This window comes from Paraburkholderia sp. CNPSo 3076, assembly GCF_026343935.1.
GTDB lineage: Bacteria > Pseudomonadota > Gammaproteobacteria > Burkholderiales > Burkholderiaceae > Paraburkholderia > Paraburkholderia nodosa.
This window is the reverse complement of the sequence record NZ_JAPMAL010000003.1, coordinates 146,031-166,578: the sequence shown is the minus strand read 5'-3', so window position 1 is coordinate 166,578 and position 20,548 is coordinate 146,031. Positions and strand designations below refer to the sequence as shown.

At 65.9% G+C, this 20,548-nt stretch carries 19 protein-coding genes and 4 pseudogenes; 11 read left to right on the top strand and 12 right to left on the bottom strand.

The genetic code is table 11. The annotated features are described in order from the left end of the window. Positions 1–12: 12 nt before the first annotated feature. The 6 genes from M3A49_RS04570 to M3A49_RS04545 all read left to right on the top strand — a co-directional run bounded on the left by M3A49_RS04570 (position 13) and on the right by M3A49_RS04545 (position 7,071). Complete coding sequence (locus M3A49_RS04570; protein WP_266227628.1) at positions 13–1,572, top strand: efflux transporter outer membrane subunit; 1,560 nt, start codon at positions 13–15, stop codon at positions 1,570–1,572. A 215-nt stretch (positions 1,573–1,787) separates the two neighbouring features. Next, entirely contained in the window at positions 1,788–2,624 is an 837-nt protein-coding gene (locus tag M3A49_RS04565) for a MetQ/NlpA family ABC transporter substrate-binding protein (protein ID WP_266227627.1), read from the top strand. Positions 2,625–2,653: 29 nt separating this feature from the next. Then, entirely contained in the window at positions 2,654–3,769 is a 1,116-nt protein-coding gene (locus M3A49_RS04560; RefSeq protein ID WP_266227626.1) for a methionine ABC transporter ATP-binding protein, read from the top strand. Beyond that, positions 3,762–4,418, top strand: a complete 657-nt coding sequence (locus tag M3A49_RS04555) for a methionine ABC transporter permease (protein ID WP_266227625.1) — start codon at positions 3,762–3,764, stop codon at positions 4,416–4,418. Before M3A49_RS04560 ends, M3A49_RS04555 begins: the two co-directional genes overlap by 8 nt. 84 nt (positions 4,419–4,502) lie before the next feature. Beyond that, positions 4,503–5,693, top strand: a complete 1,191-nt coding sequence (locus tag M3A49_RS04550) for an acyl-CoA dehydrogenase family protein (RefSeq protein ID WP_266227624.1) — start codon at positions 4,503–4,505, stop codon at positions 5,691–5,693. 52 nt (positions 5,694–5,745) lie between these two features. Then, on the top strand, positions 5,746–7,071 hold the full coding sequence (locus M3A49_RS04545; protein WP_266227623.1) for an Nramp family divalent metal transporter: 1,326 nt from the start codon (positions 5,746–5,748) through the stop codon (positions 7,069–7,071). Between the two features lie 162 nt (positions 7,072–7,233). On the opposite strand, the gene flhC is transcribed toward M3A49_RS04545, so the two are convergent. Further along, positions 7,234–7,836 (bottom strand): flagellar transcriptional regulator FlhC, encoded by a 603-nt coding sequence (flhC, locus tag M3A49_RS04540; protein WP_069261691.1) that lies wholly within the window; start codon positions 7,834–7,836, stop codon positions 7,234–7,236. A gap of 11 nt (positions 7,837–7,847) precedes the next feature. Further along, positions 7,848–8,168, bottom strand: a complete 321-nt coding sequence (gene flhD / locus M3A49_RS04535; RefSeq protein ID WP_028202636.1) for a flagellar transcriptional regulator FlhD — start codon at positions 8,166–8,168, stop codon at positions 7,848–7,850. 902 nt (positions 8,169–9,070) lie between these two features. On the opposite strand from flhD, the gene M3A49_RS04530 reads away from it, so the two are divergent. Further along, positions 9,071–9,532, top strand: a complete 462-nt coding sequence (locus tag M3A49_RS04530) for a universal stress protein (protein ID WP_035512381.1) — start codon at positions 9,071–9,073, stop codon at positions 9,530–9,532. Positions 9,533–9,562: 30 nt separating this feature from the next. Here the strand turns inward: M3A49_RS04530 and M3A49_RS04525 are convergent. The 6 genes and pseudogenes from M3A49_RS04525 to M3A49_RS04500 form a co-directional block, all read right to left on the bottom strand. Continuing rightward, positions 9,563–10,653: pseudogene (locus tag M3A49_RS04525) on the bottom strand (MFS transporter). A gap of 33 nt (positions 10,654–10,686) precedes the next feature. Beyond that, positions 10,687–11,399: pseudogene (locus tag M3A49_RS04520) on the bottom strand (peptidylprolyl isomerase). Between the two features lie 104 nt (positions 11,400–11,503). Next, positions 11,504–11,590 (bottom strand): annotated as a pseudogene (locus tag M3A49_RS04515) (respiratory nitrate reductase subunit gamma); the annotation flags it as partial. 35 nt (positions 11,591–11,625) lie between these two features. After that, positions 11,626–12,339 (bottom strand): nitrate reductase molybdenum cofactor assembly chaperone, encoded by a 714-nt coding sequence (gene narJ / locus M3A49_RS04510; protein ID WP_266227621.1) that lies wholly within the window; start codon positions 12,337–12,339, stop codon positions 11,626–11,628. Positions 12,340–12,341: 2 nt separating this feature from the next. After that, positions 12,342–13,376, bottom strand: a pseudogene (gene narH / locus M3A49_RS04505) (nitrate reductase subunit beta); the annotation flags it as partial. Positions 13,377–13,380: 4 nt separating this feature from the next. Next, on the bottom strand, positions 13,381–14,211 hold the full coding sequence (locus M3A49_RS04500; protein ID WP_266227620.1) for a helix-turn-helix domain-containing protein: 831 nt from the start codon (positions 14,209–14,211) through the stop codon (positions 13,381–13,383). 188 nt (positions 14,212–14,399) lie between these two features. On the opposite strand from M3A49_RS04500, the gene M3A49_RS04495 reads away from it, so the two are divergent. From M3A49_RS04495 to M3A49_RS04485, 3 genes are all read left to right on the top strand, one after another. Continuing rightward, positions 14,400–14,561 carry a hypothetical protein gene (locus tag M3A49_RS04495; protein WP_169739094.1) on the top strand — a complete coding sequence of 54 codons (162 nt, stop codon included), beginning with the start codon at positions 14,400–14,402 and terminating at the stop codon, positions 14,559–14,561. Between the two features lie 234 nt (positions 14,562–14,795). After that, positions 14,796–15,230: a DoxX family protein gene (locus tag M3A49_RS04490; protein ID WP_028202628.1), complete on the top strand. Its 435-nt coding sequence runs from the start codon at positions 14,796–14,798 to the stop codon at positions 15,228–15,230. 70 nt (positions 15,231–15,300) lie between these two features. Then, positions 15,301–15,570, top strand: a complete 270-nt coding sequence (locus M3A49_RS04485; RefSeq protein WP_254353692.1) for a hypothetical protein — start codon at positions 15,301–15,303, stop codon at positions 15,568–15,570. Positions 15,571–15,595: 25 nt separating this feature from the next. Here M3A49_RS04485 and M3A49_RS04480 read toward each other — a convergent pair whose 3' ends face one another. Together M3A49_RS04480 and M3A49_RS04475 are read right to left on the bottom strand one after the other, a co-directional pair. Further along, positions 15,596–17,074: an MFS transporter gene (locus M3A49_RS04480; protein ID WP_266227619.1), complete on the bottom strand. Its 1,479-nt coding sequence runs from the start codon at positions 17,072–17,074 to the stop codon at positions 15,596–15,598. Positions 17,075–17,201: 127 nt separating this feature from the next. After that, positions 17,202–18,503, bottom strand: coding sequence for an MFS transporter (locus M3A49_RS04475; protein WP_266227618.1), 1,302 nt, complete (start codon positions 18,501–18,503; stop codon positions 17,202–17,204). A 372-nt stretch (positions 18,504–18,875) separates the two neighbouring features. On the opposite strand from M3A49_RS04475, the gene M3A49_RS04470 reads away from it, so the two are divergent. Next, positions 18,876–19,610 (top strand): response regulator transcription factor, encoded by a 735-nt coding sequence (locus M3A49_RS04470; protein WP_266227617.1) that lies wholly within the window; start codon positions 18,876–18,878, stop codon positions 19,608–19,610. A gap of 107 nt (positions 19,611–19,717) precedes the next feature. Here M3A49_RS04470 and M3A49_RS04465 read toward each other — a convergent pair whose 3' ends face one another. Continuing rightward, the gene (locus tag M3A49_RS04465) at positions 19,718–19,987 is read right to left on the bottom strand and encodes a hypothetical protein (protein ID WP_266227831.1); all 270 of its coding nucleotides are present in this window, start codon (positions 19,985–19,987) and stop codon (positions 19,718–19,720) included. Positions 19,988–20,195: 208 nt separating this feature from the next. Continuing rightward, complete coding sequence (locus tag M3A49_RS04460) at positions 20,196–20,528, bottom strand: hypothetical protein (RefSeq protein WP_254357470.1); 333 nt, start codon at positions 20,526–20,528, stop codon at positions 20,196–20,198. Between the last annotated feature and the right edge of the window lie 20 nt (positions 20,529–20,548).

The following is a 20,548-nucleotide window of genomic DNA, read 5'->3' as shown; positions in this document are numbered from 1 at the left end:
AAAATGATCAACATGACTAACGAATCCAGCTTGCGCTATAGCGGAAATGCCACGCCGGGAGGCGGGCACTTCGCGCGTATCACACGAATCGCGGCGAGCGTCGCGCTCTTTGCCTGGCTCGCGGCCTGCTCGGTCGAGCCGACCTACAAGGTGCCCGACGCCGCTGTGCCCGCCGCCTACAAGGAAGCGCCGCAGCAAACGCAGAGCACGAATCCGCACGACGTGGGCACGTGGACGCCCGCGCAGCCCGCCGACGACACCCATCGCGGCGAATGGTGGACGGTGTTCGGCGACCCGACGCTAGACAAGCTCGAGCAGCAGGCGCTCGAAGCGAACCAGGACCTCAAGGCGGCCGCCGCGCGCGTGCAGCAGGCGCGTGCCCTGACGCAGGCCGCGCGCGCGTCGTGGTTCCCGTCGATCGATGCGGGCTTCGGCCCGACCTATGAGCGCGCCTCGCCGGCTTCGCAGTATCTGCCGCAGAACGCCAATGTGCCCGCGCAAACCCTGTGGCGTGCGCAGGCCACGGCGAGCTACGAGGTGGATCTGTTCGGCCGCGTGAGTTCGAACGTGCATGCCGCGCAGGCGGACGCCCAGCAAAGCGAAGCTTTGTTCCTCTCGGTGCAGCTCGCCTTGCAGGCCGACGTCGCGCAGAACTACTTCCAGTTGCGCCAGTTCGACTCCGATGTCGATCTGTACCGCCGCACGGTGGCGCTGCGAGAAGACGCGCTCAAGCTCGTCGAGCGCCGTTTCAAGGAAGGCGACATCAGTGCGCTTGACGTGGCACAGGCGCGCAACGAGCTCGCGAGCGCACGCGCCGACGCGGTGGGCGTCGCGCGTCAGCGCGCGGCCTCGGAGCACAGCCTCGCGATCCTGCTCGGCAAGGCGCCCGCGGACTTCACATTCCCCGAAACGCCGCTCGCGCCGGTGCTGGCGCAAGTGCCGCCGGGGCTGCCTTCCACGCTGCTGGAGCGCCGCCCCGACGTGGCCGCCGCCGAGCGCGCCATGGCAGCCGCGAACGCACGCGTGGGGCTCGCGAAGTCGGCGTTCTTCCCGCAGCTCAACATCACGGGTGCGGCGGGCTTCGAGTCGGCCACGCTCGGCGACCTGTTCATGTGGTCGAGCCGCGCGTTTCTGCTTGGGCCGCTCGCGGGTACGGCGCTCACGCTGCCGCTTTTCGACGGCGGCCGTCGCAAGGCGAATCTCGCCCAGTCGCGCGGGAAGTACGAGGAAGATGTTGCGCAGTACCGCCAGCAGGTGCTCGTGGCCTTCCGCGAGGTCGAGGACAATCTCTCCGACCTGCGCCTGCTCGACGATCAGATCCGCGAGCAGAACGACGCGGTAAGCGCTTCGCAGCAGTCGGCGCACCTTTCGCGCACGCAGTACGAGGAAGGCGAGGTCAGCTATCTGAACGTGATCGACAGCGAACGGACGGTGCTCGTGTCGCAATTGCAGGCCAGCCATCTGCAGGGCTCGCAGGCCGTGGCGACCGTCAACCTGATCCGCGCGCTCGGCGGCGGCTGGGGCGACGCGAAGCCCGGCGACGCTCCGCCGGCGCCGCTCGCGGCGCGCTAGACCGCGCGTTGAACCGCGCGTCAAACCCCGCGGAAAAAGCCGCAACGCTCGCCGCCTGTGCATATCGCAGGCGGCGATTTCCTTTGCGCAATCGCTTCGTAGACCCGGCCCCGCCGCGCCCCTATCATCGTTTGGACCCATCTGGAGCCAACGCGATGGGCCCTCATCGCGTCGCTCCTCATTGAACGAAGTCCAACTTCCATCCGGGGAACGCGATGATCCGTGCCGTGCGCGCCGTGGGGCGCCCTTCCTTTTTCCAGCGCTTCGGCCTGCTGACGGCAATCGCCGTGTCGCTCGCGGCGGCGGCGCTCGACGCGCATGCCGACACCGCTACGCTCAAGATCGGCATTGCCACTACGCCGCAAACGCCCGCGCTCCAGGAGGCGGCGCACGAGGCGAAGGCGCAGGGCGTGGACGTGAAGATCATCGAATTCACCGACTGGAATACGCCCAACGCCGCGCTCGCGAACAAGGATATCGACGCCAACTACTTCCAGCACACGCCGTTTCTGGAAAACGCCGAACAGCAGGGCGGCTACAAGTTCGTCGCCATCGCGCCGGGCACGATCATGAAGATCGGCCTGTATTCGAAGAAGGTGAAACGCTTCGAAGACCTGAAGGATGGCGCGACGGTCGCCATCGCGAACGATCCCGTGAACGGCGGCCGTGGCCTCCTGCTGCTGCAGCGCGCGGGCCTCATCAAGCTCAAGCCGGGCGTGGACTATCGCGCCACGACACTCGACATTGTTGGCAATCCAAAACACCTCAAGATCGTGCAGCTCGAAGCGTCGCAACTGGCGCGCTCGCTCGACGACGTCGATCTCGCGCAAGGCTACCCGAGCTTCATCAAGCTCGCGGGCACTACCGATCCGAACAGCGCGCTGCTCTTCGACGGCGTGGAGAACAAGGCGTTCGCGATCCAGTTCGTGGTGCGTCCCGAGAGCGTGAACGATCCGCGCATCCGCAAGTTCATCGACATCTACCAGCATTCGCCCGCCGTGCGCAAGGAACTCGACAAAGCCTTCGGCAACCTCTACGCGGTCGCCTGGTAACGCGCGCAATTCACACACGAGGAGCAGCGATGATGAAATGGTTCGGAACGGTGCGCTTTATTGAGGCGGGGCCGGCGGCGGGCGAGGCGCAGGGCGATGCCGATGCGTCGCAGCCTGCGGTGGTGTTCGAAAACGTCGGCAAGACTTACGCGCCGGGCGCGCATGCGGCGCTCGCGGGCGTTGACTTGCAGGTGGCGCGCGGCGAAGTGTTCGGCATCATCGGGCGCAGCGGCGCGGGCAAGTCCACGCTGCTGCGGCTCGTGAACGGGCTCGAAAAGCCCACGAGCGGCGGCGTGCGGGTGAACGGCGTGGACGTGGGCGCGCTCGACGAACGCGCCCTGGTGGCGCTGCGGCGGCGCACCGGCATGGTGTTCCAGCACTTCAACCTGCTATCTGCGAAAACGGTGCACGACAACATCGCACTGCCGCTGAAAATCGCGGGTGTGCCGAAGGCCGACATCGAGGCGCGCGTGAACGTGCTGCTCGATCTCGTCGGCTTGAGCGAACGACGCGACGCGTGGCCCGCGCGCCTTTCCGGCGGTCAGAAGCAGCGTGTGGGCATTGCACGTGCGCTCGTGCACGAGCCCGATATCCTGCTGTGCGATGAGGCGACGTCGGCGCTCGACCCGGAAACCACGCGCGCGATTCTCGCGCTGCTGCGCGATATCAACCGGCGGCTCGGCGTCACTATCGTGCTCATCACGCATGAGATGGAGGTGATACGCGACGTCTGCGACACGGTCGCGGTGATCGAGCGCGGCGAGGTGGTGGAGCAGGGGCCAGTGTGGCGCGTGTTCGGCGATCCCCAGCACGACGCGACGCGCGCGCTCTTGCACACGCCCGGCCACGAGTTGCCCGACGACCTGGGGGCGCGTATTCACGCTGCGCCGCAAGCGGGCGCGCACGCGCTGTTCGACGTGCGTTTTACCGGCAACGGGGCGCAAGAGCCCGACCTCGCCACGCTCGCGCAGGCGTTCGGCGCGCAGGGCGTGCGGTTCGTGCACGGCGGTATCGAGCGGATTCAAGGGCGCGCGCAAGGGCGGCTAGTCGTTTCCGCGCCGGTGCGAAACGCCGCCGAGGCCGCGTCGCTCGCCGAGCGTGCGCGTGGTCATGCGAGCCGCGTGGAGGTGCTGGGCTATGTCTGACGTGTGGGTCACCGAACTCCTCGGAGGCATACGCGACACGTTGCTGATGGTCGGCGTATCGGCGGTATTCGCACTCCTGATAGGTATTCCCATCGCGCTGCTGCTCGTCACGACCGCGCGCGGCGGCATTCTGGAGCGGCCCGCACTCAACACCACGCTGGGCGCGCTCGTCAATGCGTTCCGCTCCACGCCTTTCATCATCCTGCTGGTCGCGTTGTTGCCGCTCACGCGCTTCCTCGTTGGCACGACGATCGGCGTGTGGGCCGCCGTGGTGCCGCTTTCCATTGCGGCCATTCCGTTCTTCGCGCGCGTGGCCGAAGTGAGCTTGCGCGAAGTCGATCGCGGTTTGATCGAGGCGGCCCAGGCCATGGGCGCGCAGCGCCGCCATATCGTCTGGCATGTGCTGTTGCCCGAGGCGCTGCCCGGCATGCTCGGCGGCTTCACGATCACCGTGGTGGCGATGATCGGCTCCTCGGCCATGGCGGGCGCCGTCGGCGCGGGCGGTCTCGGCGATCTCGCGATACGCTACGGCTATCAACGCTTCGACACGACGGTCATGGTCACCGTGATCGTGCTGCTGATCGCGATCGTCGCGGCCGTTCAGTTCACGGGCGACGTGCTGGTGCGGCGTCTTTTGCGGCGAACCTGAGCGGCGCAAGCCGTTCGCCATGACGCGCGCAGCGCCGTTGCTGCGCGCTTCGCTTTTAGGGCATCACATTCGGGAAATATGGGTATGAACGAAGCACAGCGCCCACGCGGGCCGGAACAGGACGCGCGTTTCGCCGCGCTGCTCGAAGCGCTGCGCGCGAGCGCCGCGCAACGCGATCTCGCAGGCGGCCACGCGGGCGCGGAAAAGCAGCGCATTGCCGACGCCGGGCTGCTCACGCTCGCGGTGCCGCGCGAATTCGGCGGGCAGTTCGGCGAGGACGGCGTGCGCTGGAGCGACATCTATGCGACGATCCGCGCGCTCGCGCGCGTCGACAGCGCGCTTGCGCATCTGCTTGGCTTCCAGTGCCTGCAGGTGGCGAGCGTCGAATTGTGGGGCAGCGCCGCGCAGCGCACGAACTGGCTGCAAGGCACCGTCGAGCATCGCTGGTGGTGGGGCAATGCCGTGAACCCCATCGACACGCGGCTCGTCGCGCAGCCGGACAGGGAAGGCGGCTGGCGTCTGCATGGCAGGAAGGGATTCTGTTCGGGCACCTACGGTTCGCAGATGATGACCGTGAGCGCGCACGATCCCGCCACGGGTAGCCCCGTGTTCGCGGTCGTGCCCACCATGCGCGCCGGAATCACGGCGCACGACGACTGGGACCCGATAGGCCAGCGTCAGACCGATAGCGGCACGGTATCGTTCGAGAATGTGGAAGTGCGCGCCGACGAAGTCTTGCAGCGCCCCGATACGCCGCGCGCCACGCTGCGCACGCTGGTCTCGCAAGGCGTGCTGACGAATCTGTTCGTGGGGCTCGCTGAAGGCGCGCTCGAAGAGGCGCGCGCCTACGTGCTCGCGAACGGCCGCCCGTGGGTCAATTCGGGCGTGCAGCACGTAGCCGACGACCCGTTCCTGCAGCAGCGCTTCGGCGAGATGCGCGTGCAGTCGCTCGCGGCGGCGGTGCTGGCCGATCGTGCGGGCGCGCTGCTCGACGCCGCGTGGGACGAAGGCGAGGCGTTGAGCACGGCCACGCGCGCCGGAGTCTCGCTCGCGATTTCGGAAGCGAAGATCGTCGCGCATCGCGCCGCGCTCCAGGGCGGCGAGCAGCTTTTCGAGGCGTGCGGCGCGCGCGCCACGGGCGCGGCGCTCGCGCTCGACCGGTTCTGGCGCAATGCGCGCGTGCATACGCTGCACGATCCGCTCGACTACCGCCTGCGCGACGTGGGCCGCTATACGCTCTTGAGAGAAGTGCCGCAGCCGACGCTGTACACTTGAGGGCCCGATCGCGTCACGTGTCACGACGCGTCAACCCTTGAGGATCGAACCGTTGGATTTCCGACTACCGACCACGGCAACGGCGCCGTTCTGCCCGTCCGAAGTGCAGGGCAGCATCGAGGTTTCGCCGCGCGCGCCGTTCTGGAAGAAGTTCTGGCAATTCGCGGGCCCCGGCCTGCTGGTGTCGATCGGCTACATGGACCCGGGCAACTGGGCCACCGACATCGAGGCGGGCTCGCGCTTCGGTTACAGCCTGTTGTTCGTGGTCGTGCTCTCGAGCCTCGCGGCGATCGCGCTGCAATGCCTTTCCATGCGCCTTGGCATCGTCACGCAGCGCGATCTCGCGGAGCTTTCGCGCGAGCGCTATTCAAGGCCCGTGGCGCTCGGCCAGTGGGTGCTCGCCGAGCTTTCGATCATCGCCTGCGATCTAGCGGAGGTGCTGGGCGGCGCGCTCGCGTTCCACCTCCTGCTGGGCTGCTCGCTAATGGTGGGCGTGGCGCTTACGGCGTTCGACACGCTAATTGTGCTGGGCTTGAAGGGCAAGAACTTCCGCTCGCTCGAGGCGATCATGGCCGGGCTCATCGCCACGATCGGTCTCGGCTATGTGATCCAGCTCGCGCTCGTGAAGCCGCACTGGCCCTCAGTATTCGCGGGCGCGGTGCCGTCGTGGCACGCCATTTCCTCGGCGGAGCCGCTGTATCTGGCGATCGGGATTCTCGGCGCAACCATCATGCCGCACAACCTCTACCTGCATTCGTCGATCGTGCAGACGCGCGCGGTCAAGCGCGACCGTGCGAGCCTCGCGCAGGCCATCGGCCTGTCGCGCCTCGACACGATCGTCTCGCTGCTGATCGCGCTGCTCATCAACGCGGCCATCCTGATTCTGGCCGCGGCGGCCTTTCACGCCAACGGGCACACCCAGGTCACCGATATCGAACAGGCCTACAAGCTGCTCGCGCCGATCGTCGGCACGGGCGCGGCGGCAGTGCTGTTCGCGATCACGCTGCTTGCTTCCGGGCAAAGCTCGACGTTCACGGGCACCGTGGCGGGCCAGGTCATCATGGAAGGCTTCCTGCGGATGAAGATTCCGTGCTACCAGCGGCGGCTCATTACGCGCGTGCTCGCGCTGATCCCCGCTTTCGCGGGCGTCGCGCTGCTCGGCAACGGCGCGGTGGGCAAGCTGCTGGTGGCAAGCCAGGTGGTGCTGAGTCTGCAACTGCCGTTCGCGCTCTGGCCGCTCATTCGCATGACGAACGATCGTGCGCTGATGGGCGAGTTCGTGAACCGGCTCCCCACGCGGCTGCTGGCGTGGTTCCTGTTCGTCGTGATCTCGGCGGCGAATCTGTGGCTCGTCTGGCAGACGTTCAGCGGAAACTAGAAGCGGGAAAGGTGTAACAGGCGCGCGCCGGACAGGCGGCAAAAAAAAGGCGGCAAACAAAGGCGGCAATCAGAAAGCGCTTCGCCGTCCGGTGCGCTCAGGCACCGGACGGTTTCGCGTCTTGGTCTCTCGTCCGGTTTAGCCGGATCTGCTCTCCTACGCTTATGCAGCCTCGGCAATGCCATCCGACGTTACCACTGCCGGAAGGTCGCTCTCGGTCTGCTCGGCGCCCCGTCGCGCTGCAGCCGCCTTTTTCGTCTTGCCGGCTCGCGAAGGAGGCTGGCATGCGCCGCACACGACGTTGTGCTGAAGGTCGTGGCGATGCGCGACGAACTTACCGCCGCAACGGCAGCAAGGCGTCAACTGCAGAATATCGGCATCGAAAAACCGCACCAGGGTCCACGCACGCGTGAGGTCGAGCGCCGGCTCGGCCCCGCTGTGGCGGCAGTGTTCCAGATACAGCCGGAACCCCTTGGTGAGCGCGTCGAGATGCGAGCAACGCGCTTCGTTCTTGAGGAACAGGTACGTGTTATAGAACAGCGAGGCGTGGATGTTGGCCAGCCACGTCATGTACCAGTCCGCCGAGAACGGCAGCATACCTTTGGGCGGCGATACGCCACGGATCTCGCGATACAGGCGGATCATGCGGTCGCGCGAGAGCGTGAGTTCGCTTTCGAGCACCTGCATGCGCGCGCCCAGCTCGATCAGTGCGATCGCGCGGAATACTTCCTGAGCGTCTTCGGTGAGGCTGCGCCGCGTAGTCATGGACGTCACCCTCAGGCGAATTGACCAGCCGGCTGTCCCGCAAGCAGGATGGCCGCATGGGTAGCCGCCACGTCGGCATGCTTCGAAGTCTGCGTGAGCGCAGACAACATCGCATGGTCGTCGAAGCGGAAAAAACAGAGAAGTTGGTCGGAAGAGGCCAACCTGACGATCTGCGCGAGCGACAGAGCGCCAAGCAGATCGGCCAGTTCCGACGACAGTCCCAGTCGGAACATGCCGACCGGCTTGTCCTCGCGCAGCATGCGCTGTGCGAGCATCAGATACGACAAATTAATTTCGCGGATAGATTCCAGCGTCTCGCTGCTGCGGTCCATTTCTCTAGTTTCCGAAGCCCCGAATTTAACCCCCCGGCTTTTTCGCCGTTGTATCTTTTCTGCTCTTGTGGTCGATCTTCGCTCGTTGGCTCGATCTGACTCTTTGATACAGGTTGTTACATCTCGTAACAACCTTGGAGGGAATTGTATGAGGGCTTATCTCAGAAATCAATCCCTCGGATCAAAAATAATCGTACTGTTGTAAATTATTTTCGGTAAGTTTTGCTGCAAATTGATTCGTGGCATGCGGCAGGCTATCGCGGCGCTGTTCGAGCCGGCCAAACAGGCCGTATGGCCTTGGTTTATCAGGGTTTGCGCCAGATCGTCGATGCATGCGCAACGAATCGCCGCGAGACAGAAAACGTCGCCCGGTGGAATAAACGTTTAGAAAGAAAGTGGGTTGACAGGTAAAAAATACGGCTCTGCGGATTAATACCTATGACTATTGAGTTTGTAACAGATGTTTCGACCCTGGCGACCTGTAACAGGGCAATGTGTAACTGAGATGTTACGAGTGCAGACGGTGGGACACACCGTTGGTTTCTGGAAAATATGCAGACTGGATATTGCGCGAAGATCGCACTTGTGAAACGTTTGCGATCCGCTGTCGAGACGCAATCTGGGTCGGGCCGGATTTTTTGCGGCTTCAGGTCAGCAAGGGCACGGCTTCGATGAGGGCGGCGCCCACTAACAGACCGACCCGCGCGCCGACGATACGCGGGCGACGAGCAGTCAGGCGATTTCAAAGTCGTTGTCGATAACCGTCGCGCCTCCTATACCGTATACAGCGACTGCCGATGTGTCGGTTATATCATGACGTGATATAAATGGCATACTGAAAGCGGCAATGCGGGTACGGCGAGTTCGCCAGCCCGGCGCCGGGCATCATCGGGGGAGGGATCATGGGCTCGTTCAACAGGATTCTGCTGTGTTACGACGCAACGCGCGAAGGCCGCCGGGCTTTGCGTGAGGGCGCCGACCTTGCGCGCGAATGCCATGCGCAAACGCATTTGCTGGCCGTGCTCGACCAGGCGCCGCTGCAATGGGGGACGGACATCGCGTCCGCCGTGCCGTTCGAAGCCGCGGAAGAGGCGGCGCGCGAGATTCTGCGTGACGGGGTGGCGTGCCTGCAGGACAAGGGGCTCGTGGCAACAGGACACTTTGTGGTGGGCCGGCCGATCGACGTGATTGCGAGCTACTGCGCGGAACTCCAGCCCGATCTCATCGTGGTGGGCCACCACCGGCGCGGGCCGTTCAAGCGCTGGTGGGATGGGCGCGACGACCGCCTGCTGCTCGACCGCGTGTCGTGCAGCGTGCTGGTCGTCACCGCGCCGGATCCGGAGCCGGCGAAAGCGGCGGCCTGAGCCGCCGCCGCGACGCCCGAACTGCAGGGATCAGCGCTGTGCCGCTCTGGCGCTCGGTTCGCCAAGAATCGGCGTGCGCTTGACTTCGGAGATGCAGAGCAGGATCAGCGAGACCCACACGATGCCATAGAGCAGCATGAAGCAACTCGAACGGATCTTGAGCCAGTCGAGCAGGGTGCCGAACAGGATTGGCAGCAGAAACCCGCCCAGGCCGCCCGCCAACCCGACGATGCCGGTCACGATGCCCATATTGGTCGGGAAGTCGTCGGCCACGTACTTGAACGTCGAGGCCATGCCGAACGCGAACACCGCGCCCAGCACGAAAGCCACCGCCACGAAGCCGAACACCGGCATGCTGATATGCAGCGCCGCCTGGCCGTCGATCGTGTGGATCACGAAGTCGGTGGGCGGGTACGAGAGAATGAAGAGGCAGATCCACGCCACCCACAGGCCCCACCACGTGACGGTGTGCGCGCCGAGCTTGTCGGCGAGGACGCCGCCCACGGCGCGCAGGGGTCGCGCGCTGAACCGAGCCAGAAAATCACAGCGGTCACGATCAGCGCGACGGCGTAGACGCGCGGCACGAAGCGCCAGCCATAGAGGTTTTCCAGCTGCGGCGTGACGAACAGGTTGACGGCGGCGCCCACCGTGCCCGCGCCGAAGAAGCCCATGGCGAAGCCGCGCTGGCTGGGTGGGAAAAAGCGCGCCACATACGGCGTACCCACCGCGAACGAGGCGCCGACGCAGCCGAGAAAGAGGCCGATGAGCAGGAATTGCCACGGCTCGCTCGCGTAACTGACGATATACACGGGCACGGCGCAGATCACGAGCAGCGTGGTCATGACGATGCGCCTGCCAAAGCGGTCGGTCCATGCGCCGAGCGGCAAGCGCATGAGCGCGCCCGTCAGCACGGGCGTGGCGGTGAGCAGGCCGAACTCGGTGCTGTTGAGCTGGAGCTCCTCGCGCAACTGCACGCCCAGCACGCCGAACATCATCCACACCACGAATCAGACGAGAAACGCGAGCGTGCTGACGAGCAGGACGGACCATGCCTTCGCGCCGACTTTCTCCGGCTGGGCTGCGCTCGCTACGGGGCGCGCCGGTTCGCTACGCAGATTCATGTTGCCTCCATCGCATGGGGGTGCACATCGACTTCACTGGACGAGTGGGCTCGTCGCGGCTTCCAGCGCGGCATTTTCAATCGTCGCCTCGGAAGCCAGGATCGATAGGTACTGCTGGATGGGCCTTATGGCGTACGCGTTCGCTGAGAAAGCGCGATCTCGCCCGAGACTTCGTCGTAGGGCACCGGATTGCCCGGCATGCGCTGGTCCACGCGCACAAGATGAAAGCCGAAGCGCGTGCGCACGAGACGCGGCAGTACGCCGATGTCGGCGCAGTCGAACAGCGCCGCCTCGAATTCGGGCACCGTGTCGCCGCGCGTGAGCTGGCCGAGGCTGCCGCCCACACCCGCCGAAGGGCAGTTCGAGAACTGGCGCGTCAGCGCCTCGAAGGTGTCGGGCGCCTGCTGCAAATCGCGCAGCGTCTCTTCGGCCTTCTGGCGCAGCCGCGCGAGCGGCACGCGGTCGGTAATGGCGAAGAGGATGTGGCTCGCGTACACGAGTTCGTTGCGCCCGAAGCGCTTCGCGTGCTGCGTGTAGTAACGCTCACAGTCTTCGCGCGTGGGCTCGGGCACGCGCATTTCGCGTTCCAGCAGCGTATCCAGCGCGCTGTCGTCGAGTTCGGCGTCAGGGGCCAGCAGGTCCAGCGCCACGGCGCGCTGGCGCAACAGTTCGTGCACGACGAGCGTGCGCCGCGCGGCGAGCGCGGGGTCCGGGTCGTCGGCGTGATTGCCGCGCTCACCCTCGATTGCCGCCGATCTCGACGTCGTTCACGCGGGCGGGCAGGTCCTGCTGCTCTTCATAGGGGACCGCATTCAGCATCGATAGCGCTCCTGGTCCCGGTTGGTGCGATTTAGCGCTTGCGCACGAGCTGGTACGGGCGGATCAGATAGAACACCGAATCGATGCCGCTCCAGATATGGACCATGCGCGTGAAGGGGACGGCTCCTTGCTTGCGGTGTCCGAACAACGTGCTCAGCCGGCGGTGCGGGCTTCGCGTCGTGCTCGCCGCGGGTGGTACTCCACGGGCGCGATGGCCGGGCGCTCCGCGCCCATGAATTGCATGGGCCCGTCGGCCCAGGCCGCGTCGAGCGCTCGCAGGTGCTCCTTGTCGTGCGGCTTGCCCGCGTCGTCGTCGTGCGCGGCCTCGGGCAAATCGGTGCCGCCCGCGCCCGCGAGCGGCAGCAGCGCGCCGATCACGTACGCGTAGTGGCTGTTGCGCCGGCTCAGCTCCCCCGTGATCGACTGCAGGATCGCGACGGTTTCGCCCAGCAGCGCGCGCGCCTCGTTCACCTCCAGGATCGAGAGGTATTCGAGAAACACGGGCAGATAGTCCGGCAACTGGCCAGGCTGCAACAGCATGCCGTGTTTCTCGCAGGTCTGAACGAGGTCGATCATCGCCTGGCCGCGATCGCGTGACTCGCCGTGCACATGCTCGAACAGATGCAGCGACGTTGCGCGGCCGCGGTCGAACAACGCGACGTAGTTCTCCTGCAGCGCGAGCAGATCGCGAGAACCGAGATAGTCGAGGAAGCGTTCGAGCTTCTCGCGCGCTTCCGCGCCGAACGCGCGCTCGCTGCGCACCATCGCGCGCAGTTCGTGCACCGCCTCGATGAGCGGCGCATCGGGGTACTCGAGCAGCGACGCAACGAGCCGGTACGTCATGGGCTGGGGACGAGCAGCGAACATGGTCAGATCTCCTGAATGGGTATCTTGCGATGCCCACTCTTCGGCGCGAACAGGCTCGCCTCCGATTTGCCGTCCGAGCAGCCATTGCCGAACGTGAAGCCGCACGACGAACGCAGGTCGAAGGCGTCTTCCGCGTACTCACGGTGCGTGGTGGGAATCACGAAGCGGTCTTCGTCGTTCGCGATCGCGAGATAACGGTACATCTCCTCGACCTGAGCCAGCGAGAGTCCTGCTTGCGCGAGCACCTGCGGGGCGTCCACGCGGTCGACCTGGCGTGCGCGCATGAACGCGCGCATGGCGAGCAGACGCTCCAGCGCGACCTGCACCGGCTTTTCGTCGCCTGCGGTAAGGAGGTTCGCGAGGTAGCGCAGCGGAATGCGCAGCGAGTGCACGTCGGGCAGCCAGCCATTCATGCTGAGTTCGCCGCTATTGGCGGCCGCATTGATGGGCGAGAGTGGCGGCACGTACCAGACCATCGGCAGCGTGCGGTACTCGGGGTGCAGCGGGAAGGCGATGCGCTACTCGATCGCCATCTTGTACACGGGCGAGCGCTGCGCGCCGTCGATCCACGCCTGCGGAACGCCGTCGCGCGCGGCCTGCTCGATCACGGCCGGATCGAACGGGTCGAGGAAGACGTCGAGTTGCGCCTGGTAGAGATCCTTTTCGTCGGCGACGCTCGCGGCCTCTTGAATGCGATCGGCGTCGTAGAGCAGCACGCCCAGATAACGGATGCGCCCCACGCAGGTTTCCGAACACACGGTGGGCTGACCGACCTCGATACGCGGATAGCAGAAGATGCACTTCTCGGCTTTGCCGCTTTTCCAGTTGAAGTAGATCTTCTTGTACGGGCAGCCCGAAACGCACATGCGCCAGCCGCGGCACTTGTCCTGATCGATCAGCACGATGCCGTCTTCCTCGCGCTTGTAGATCGACCCGGAAGGGCACGCCGCCACGCACGCCGGGTTCAGGCAGTGCTCGCACAGGCGCGGCAGATACATCATGAAGGTGTTCTCGAACTGGCCGTAGATCTCCTTGCGCGCATCAAGGCGCGTGGTTGCGCAATGCCTGAGCGGTGTGCGGATCGGCGGGAAAGAACGCTTCGATTGCCAGTTCGGAAAGCGTGATGTCGACCGGTGTGCCGAATACGGTAGTCGTGCTGTAGAACGCCAGTTCGCCAAGCGCGGTGCGCACGCGCAGCGGCACGGCAATGTGATGGGCGATCGGTTCGGCGCTCGCATTCGCTACGCCGGGCGGCGTGGGATACGTCGCGAGTTCCTCGTGCAGCGCGGCGAGCGCGGGGTCGGCGCACGCGTCGATCTGACGTTGCAGGCGCGTGAGCAGATGCGCGCGCCACTCGTGCCAGTTGACGATGCGCGGCGCCATGCCCTCGGGATGCAGCGAAAGCCGCAGCGCATTGATGGGCGCGGCGAGCAGCGCAGGCGAAGCGTCGCCGATGAGCGGCGCGAGCGCGCCGTTCGTGGCGACGATATTCCAGTGGCGGTCCACGGCCACGGCGGGATACGGTTCGTGACCGCGCAGCACGAGATCGACCGCCTCGCGTGCGGCGGCGAGCTGCGGGTCGTCGAGCGCGCGCTCGCGATAGAGCGGCGCATAGCCCGCCGCCACGAGCAGCGCGTTGCGCTCGCGCAGCGGCACATCGAGTTGCTCGGCCAGATGCATGACCATCTCGCGGCTCGGCAGCGCGCGGCCCGATTCGACGAAGCTCAGGTGGCGCGTCGAAATCTCGGCTTCGGTTGCGAGCAGCAACTGGCTCATGCGCCGGCGCGTGCGCCAGTCGCGCAGCATCTCGCCGACGCTGCGGAGCCCGGCGCCGGACGGCGCGGCAGGAAGGATGGAAGCGAGCGTGTTCATGCCGCCGATTCTAGCGAAACGCGCGGGCAAGGCGATTACGTCTGAGGTAAAGAATTGGCCGGCAGCGGATATATGAAAACCTCGGGTTTATGTCCCTGCTGCATTCGTGGACGACGTTTACCGTGTGCCGCGCTATCGCCTAGAATGAAAAGTCTCACGGACGGTGGCGTCGCGCAGAGGAGACTGCCATGAGGGAAACCGTTGCTGCTTATCTGCTCGGACCAGGCGTCATGTTGCTGGTGTGTGCGGCCATGTGGGCCGTGTCGCGCCGCAGCAGAGGCGCGCTTGAGGCGCGCCTGACTCGCTGGCTCGACGCGCATCGGCCGCACGGCATGCATCACAAGCATTGAGCGTGCCAGCGCCGCGTTGGTTTGCGCGATGCCTTGAGCGCACCGCAAACGGATCGCGACACGGTTCGTCAGGCAAATTTCATAGCATTCCGAATCAACTCCCGAGTTAGTTAGTTTCGCTCCGGCGCATGGCGCGCCATTCTTCGTGTCGCCTCGCCTGTCACTGCCGGCTCACGTCGAGGGAACTGAGCGCGCGCCTCGCGGTCATTCCGATATTGCATACCGGAGCCCTCCATGACCCGTCCCGCCGATTCCTTCATCATCTTCATCGCCCGCATCGCGCTCGCCATTCTGTTTCTCTGGGGCGGTGCCATGAAGCTGCTGGGATACGCGGGGTTCGTCGGCTACCTGCACTCGAAGGGCGTGCCGTATGCCTCGTACGGCGCGATCGTGGCGACCGCCGTCGAACTGCTCGGCGGCATTGCGATCGTGCTGGGCGTGCGCACGCGCGCGGTTGCGTTCCTGCTGGCCGTGTACGCTATCGTCACGGCGATACTCGGTCATGACTTCTGGAACATGACCCAGGCCGCGGCTCAACAGGACGCGGTCATTCATTTCTGGAAGAACGTGGCGATCGCGGGCGGTTTCCTGCTGCTGGCCGTGACGGGCGCGGGACGTGCTTCCATTGATGGTCTGCGCGCGCCGCGCGGCGGCGGCCTGCGAGGCTGACGGCTTCGCGTGGCGAAGCGCGAGTGTCGAATTGCAACCACCGGGCAACCGGGTGTAAAGGGAGCAGGCCTTGATACAGAACTTCGACTTCAACGTGGCAGGCAAGACCGGGCAGTTCTGCGCGAGTCTTGCGGAAGACGGCACGCGGCGCGTGTTCATCAGCGAGGCGGATACCGCGAAGACGCTGGTGATCCTGGACGCCTCCGGGCTCATCGGCGCGCTCAAGGCAGAGCTCGAGGAGCCCGACCAGCTGATCGCTCACGCCATCCGCAAGGCGCAGAACGATGGCTTGATCGCCCGCGCAATCGACTCCGGCGCGATCCAGGAGGCGTCGCTGTAGGTCGGCACGCCAGTTCGCTGTTGCATCAGCGCGATTCCGGTTCGTTCACCCGCGCCGGCGCGGCGTGGCGCCCGCCCGCATGCGCCGGATCGGTCCTCACGAACCAGGCGAGCCCGGCCGCCGTGAGCAGGAGCGCCGTCGAGACCGTGGTTTCCGCACGCAGACCGGCCACCACCTGCGCCGCGCTCGCGGGCGGGGCGGGCGCGCCGAACGCCGCCACCCCTACCGCCCCGCCCGCCTGACGCGCCGTATTGAGCAGCGCAGAGGCCGTCCCCGCGCGCGCCGGCTCGACCGAGGAGAGCACGGCCGTGGTCATCGCCGGGACGGCCAGGCCCATGCCAGAGGGAATCAGCAGAAAGGCGAGCAGCACGAAGGCGAGCGGCGTCGAGGCGTCCACGCTGATCAGCAATGCGTAGCCGGCACCCGCAATCAGCGCGCCGATGATCATCGGCCGGCGCGTGCCGTAATGCGCCACGACATGGCCGCTCACGATGTTCGAGAGCAGGAAGCCGGCGGTGAGCGGAATGAACGCGAGGCCCGCCTGGAGTGGCGTCTCTCCCCGCGCATGCTGCAGATAGAGCGCGAGCACGAACACGGTGCCGTAATACGTGAGATTCACGCAGATGCCGAACAGCACCGCTGCGCTGAACGTGCGGTTGCGCAGCATGGCGAGCGGCAGCATGGGGTCGCGTGCGCGTGCCTCGAGTGAGACGAACGCAAAACCCGCGACCAGCGCGAGCGCAAAGCCGCCCGCCACGGCCCAGTGCGTGAAGCCGAGCGGCCGCCATTCGATCACGGCGCCCGTAAAGGCCGTGAGCGCCACGATGGCGAGCAATTGGCCGGGCACATCGAGGCTGCGCACGGCGGGCGCGCCGACGGCGCTGGAGGCGTGCGCATGGCGGCGCGGCGCGGGAATCCACGCGAGCGCGGCCCACAGGCCTGCTGCGCACAGCGGCAGGTTCACGAGGAAAATGCTGCGCCACCCGAACGCCGCGATCAGCAGACCGCCCGCCACCGGGCCGGCGGCGATCGAGATGGCGCCGGCGGCGGTCCAGAAACCCACTGCGCGCGCTCTGAGCGCCCGGTCGTGGCGGCACGCTTCGTTGAGCAGCGCGAGCGAATTGGGCAGCATGGCCGCGGCGCCTGCGCCCTGCAGCGCGCGGGCGGCGACCAGCATGACCGGATTGGCCGCGAGTCCGCAGGCCAGCGAGGCGAGCGCGAACACCACGAGCCCGATGGCGTAGAGGCGGCGCGCCCCGTAGCGGTCGCCGAGCACACCGCCCGAAAGCATCAGCACCGCGAAGGCGAGCGTATAGGCGTCGACGATCCATTGCAGGCCCGCGACGTTCGCATGGAGATCGGTTGCGATGCGCGCGAGCGCGATATTGACGATGGTGACGTCCAGCTGCGTGACGACGAACCCGACGCTGACGGTCGCGACGATACGCGTGAGCGCGGGCGTGAAATGGACGTGGGGGGCGGGGGTGGGGTGTGAGGTATTCATGCGCCCATGGTAGGGCGCTCGCCGGCTTCGACGTTTCAGCGCGAGGTGAATCGTCGAAGCCGTCGGAGAAATAGTGCCGGACCAGTGGCGGCCGTCCCGTGGGCATTCAATGCGCACCGCGGCGCACTTACGGCTCCCGATGGGCGTCCTTGAAGAACAGCGTCGTGATCGCACCGAGCACGCAGATCGCGGCCACATAGTAGGTCGGCGCGAGCGGCGCGGACTTCATCAGCAGCGCGACGACGATCGGCGTGAGGCCGCCGAACACGGCGTACGCCACGTTGTACGAGAACGAGATGCCCGAGAAGCGCACCACGGGCGGGAACGCGTTCACCATCACATAGGGCACCGCGCCGATCGTGCCGACCAGCAGCCCGCAGAGCGCATAAAGCGGCATGAGCATCGAGCTGTCCACGGCGATCTGGCGGAACAGCGTGTAGTACGCGATCGCGAGGGCAATGCCGCCAATGGCCAGCACGCGGCGCGCGCCGAAGCGGTCCGCGAGCGCGCCCGCGCTCACGCAGCCCACCGTGAGGAAGAGCGTCGCCACGCAGTTCGCGAGCAGCGACGTGGTGGCGTCGAGATGGAACTGCTTCTGCAGGAGCGGCGGCGTCATGAGGATCACGACGACGATGGCGGCCGAAAGCATCCACGTGAGCAGCATCGAGACGATCACGGCGCGGCCGTGGTCGCGCAGCACGGCCTTGAGCGGAATTTCGTCGGCGAGCGACTTGCGCGCCTGCATCTCCGCGAACACGGGCGTTTCGTGCAGCCACTGGCGCAGATACACCGAGAACAAGCCGAACAGCCCGCCAATCAGGAACGGAATGCGCCAGGCGTACGCGGCGATGTCGCTCGGGGCGTAGTGACGATTGACCGCCGCGGCGATCAGCGAGCCGAGCAGGATGCCGAACGTGAGGCCCGCCGTGAGCGTGCCGCATGCGTAGCCGATATGGCGGCGCGGCACGTGCTCGGAGACGAACACCCACGCGCCCGGCACCTCGCCGCCCACGGCCGCGCCTTGCAGCACGCGCAGCGCGAGCAGCAGCACGGGAGCGAGGATGCCGATCGTCGCATAGGTGGGCAGGCAACCCATGGCGAGCGTGGGCAGCGCCATCAGCAGCACGGAGAGCGTGAACATGCGCTTGCGGCCGAGCAGGTCGCCGAAGTGCGCCATGACGATGCCGCCGAGCGGCCGCGCGAGGTAGCCCGCCGCGAAGATGCCGAAAGTCTGCAGCTGGCGCAGCCAGTCGGGAATCGTTGCGGGGAAGAACAACTGGCCGATAGCCGGCGCGAAGAACACGAAGATGATGAAGTCGTAGAACTCGAGGGCGCCGCCGAGTGCGGCGAGCCCGAGCGTCTTGTAGTCGCTGCGGGTGAGCGCGCGCGCAGCGGCAGGCGTGCGCACGCCAATTTCTGTTGCTTGCATTTCCGAAAAACCAGGGTGTTGTTATGTACGACGTTGTATGTAGCGCGTGCGGAACGCGTGTGGACGTCCGTGATGGCCGAATTTGCCTGGTGCGCGCGTGGCGCGGGGGCGGCGATCGTCGGATAGGCGGGCGCAAGGGTGGGGCACGGCAACAGCGCGTCCGCGAGGGTGGGCGGACGTGCGACGACTTCAGGCCAGTGCGCGATTCTACAGGAAGCCTGCGAGCTGCCCGATGCGCGGCCCGGCAGGACGCTCACGCGCCGTTGTGGGAAAACGGTGAAGCGCTCTGGAATTCGGACTCGTCCGATGGGCAGATTTTGCACATATCCACAAAATTGCCCGGTTTCATCATCGAACCATCAGGGGCCCACCATGCGCATCGCGATTCTCCAGCGCGACGCTGACCATCGCCAGCAGCTCGAGCGCGTGCTGACGCAATGCGGTCACGCCTGCGTGCCGTCCAGCGACGCACTCCTGCTTGCCAGGACGCTGGCCGCATCGACTGTCGATATGCTGCTGCTCGACTGGCAGGGCTCGCGAATCGCCGGCTCGGAACTGCTGAGAACCTTGCGGGCCGTGAACGGCAGCCAGATTCCGGTGCTGTTCGTCTCCGAGGACGCCTCCGACGAGAGCGTAGTGCGAGCGTTTTCTATCGGCGCGGACGACTACGTGTGCCTGCCCGTCTGTCCTTCGGTGCTGCGTGCGCGCGTGGACGCGCTCCTGCGCCGCGCGTTTCCCGACCGGTACGAGAACCTGACGATCGACGCCGGCCCCTATCACTTCGACATGCGGCATCAGGCCGTCAGCATGCACGGCAAGCCCGTGCTGCTCTCGACCACGCAATACCGGTTGGCTGCGCTGTTCTTCTCGAATATCGGGCGCGTGCTCTCGCGCGATCACATTTACGCGATGGTGTGGGGGCGCGAGTTGCACACCTTGACCCGCACGATCGACAGCCACGTATCGCGGCTGCGTCTGTTGCTGGAGATCGACACGCCGAACGGCTTTCGGCTCCAGCCGGTGTACAAGAGCGGCTACCGGCTGTTGTGCCTGCAGGACGAAAATGAGGCGCTCGCCTCCGAAGGCGCGGAACTCGAGTCGGCTTGAGGCGAAGCGCTGCGATTCATTCTGTAGTTCGATAAAAAAAGACGGCGGCACGCCACGCGTGCCGCCGTCTTTATTGTTCGATGCGTTGCGCGCCGCGCGGGGCAACCTCAGCGCGCGAGGCCGAGTCCTTGCAGCACGGCGTTGCCTTCCGACGTGAGGCGGATGCGCGGGTCACCGGCGTCGTCCTGCACCTGCTCGACGAGGCCGGCTTCCTTGAGCATCGGAATCTCCGGTTTGGCGTGCGCGTCGATCGGCGCATGCAGCAGCAACAGGAGGGTCGCGAGCTCGTGGTGGCTCAGCAACCGGCGCAACAAGTTGCGGCGAGCGGGCTTCGCGCCGGGCGTCGCCTCGCTGTCGACCTGACTTGTCGGCTGGATTTGCGGGTCTTGCTGTTTCACGAAACCTCCTGCAGCGTTCGTTTCTTCTAAGTGAAGCGATGATGCGGACGAAGACTTAAGCGATTCTTAAAACGCCCGGCGAAAATGTGTCATCGCGCTACACGGCGCCCATCAATGTAAAAAGCTGTAATAGAAAGGGCACGAAGGGCCGCCAGCGACGGCCCGGCAAAAACGGCCCGTCAAATGTTCAAGGCGCGCAGGTTTTACTCGCACCCTCGATCCACAGGTTCGAGGCGTGGCGTTTGCCGGCGTAATAGCGGTAAGTCGTCGCGCCGTTGTCGGTGCGAACCTTGATGACGTTCGAGTCGCCGAACTCGAGCATCTGGCCTTGCGGCAGCGGCAAGGTGGTAAAGCTGGCGCCGTGACGCGAGGCTTCGACGGTCAGGCACGAGATCACGTCCTGGACCGACCGGTTGGTTGTGGAATCGATGACCGGCTGACCGGCGTCCGGGTTGCTCTGAAACCACGCGCACGCGCCGAGCGTGAGCGAAAGGGCAAGGGGCACGGCAAGCTTCTTCATATTTCCCGGTATCCAACGAA

Coding starts and splice junctions, on each gene's coding strand:
- M3A49_RS04570 (WP_266227628.1), top strand. CDS start 13: ATGACTAACGAATCCAGCTTGCGCTATAGCGGAAATGCCACGCCGGGA.
- M3A49_RS04565 (WP_266227627.1), top strand. CDS start 1,788: ATGATCCGTGCCGTGCGCGCCGTGGGGCGCCCTTCCTTTTTCCAGCGC.
- M3A49_RS04560 (WP_266227626.1), top strand. CDS start 2,654: ATGATGAAATGGTTCGGAACGGTGCGCTTTATTGAGGCGGGGCCGGCG.
- M3A49_RS04555 (WP_266227625.1), top strand. CDS start 3,762: ATGTCTGACGTGTGGGTCACCGAACTCCTCGGAGGCATACGCGACACG.
- M3A49_RS04550 (WP_266227624.1), top strand. CDS start 4,503: ATGAACGAAGCACAGCGCCCACGCGGGCCGGAACAGGACGCGCGTTTC.
- flhC (WP_069261691.1), bottom strand. CDS start 7,836: ATGACTACGCGGCGCAGCCTCACCGAAGACGCTCAGGAAGTATTCCGC.
- flhD (WP_028202636.1), bottom strand. CDS start 8,168: ATGGACCGCAGCAGCGAGACGCTGGAATCTATCCGCGAAATTAATTTG.
- M3A49_RS04530 (WP_035512381.1), top strand. CDS start 9,071: ATGGGCTCGTTCAACAGGATTCTGCTGTGTTACGACGCAACGCGCGAA.
- narJ (WP_266227621.1), bottom strand. CDS start 12,339: ATGTTCGCTGCTCGTCCCCAGCCCATGACGTACCGGCTCGTTGCGTCG.
- M3A49_RS04500 (WP_266227620.1), bottom strand. CDS start 14,211: ATGAACACGCTCGCTTCCATCCTTCCTGCCGCGCCGTCCGGCGCCGGG.
- M3A49_RS04495 (WP_169739094.1), top strand. CDS start 14,400: ATGAGGGAAACCGTTGCTGCTTATCTGCTCGGACCAGGCGTCATGTTG.
- M3A49_RS04490 (WP_028202628.1), top strand. CDS start 14,796: ATGACCCGTCCCGCCGATTCCTTCATCATCTTCATCGCCCGCATCGCG.
- M3A49_RS04480 (WP_266227619.1), bottom strand. CDS start 17,074: ATGAATACCTCACACCCCACCCCCGCCCCCCACGTCCATTTCACGCCC.
- M3A49_RS04475 (WP_266227618.1), bottom strand. CDS start 18,503: ATGCAAGCAACAGAAATTGGCGTGCGCACGCCTGCCGCTGCGCGCGCG.
- M3A49_RS04470 (WP_266227617.1), top strand. CDS start 18,876: ATGCGCATCGCGATTCTCCAGCGCGACGCTGACCATCGCCAGCAGCTC.
- M3A49_RS04460 (WP_254357470.1), bottom strand. CDS start 20,528: ATGAAGAAGCTTGCCGTGCCCCTTGCCCTTTCGCTCACGCTCGGCGCG.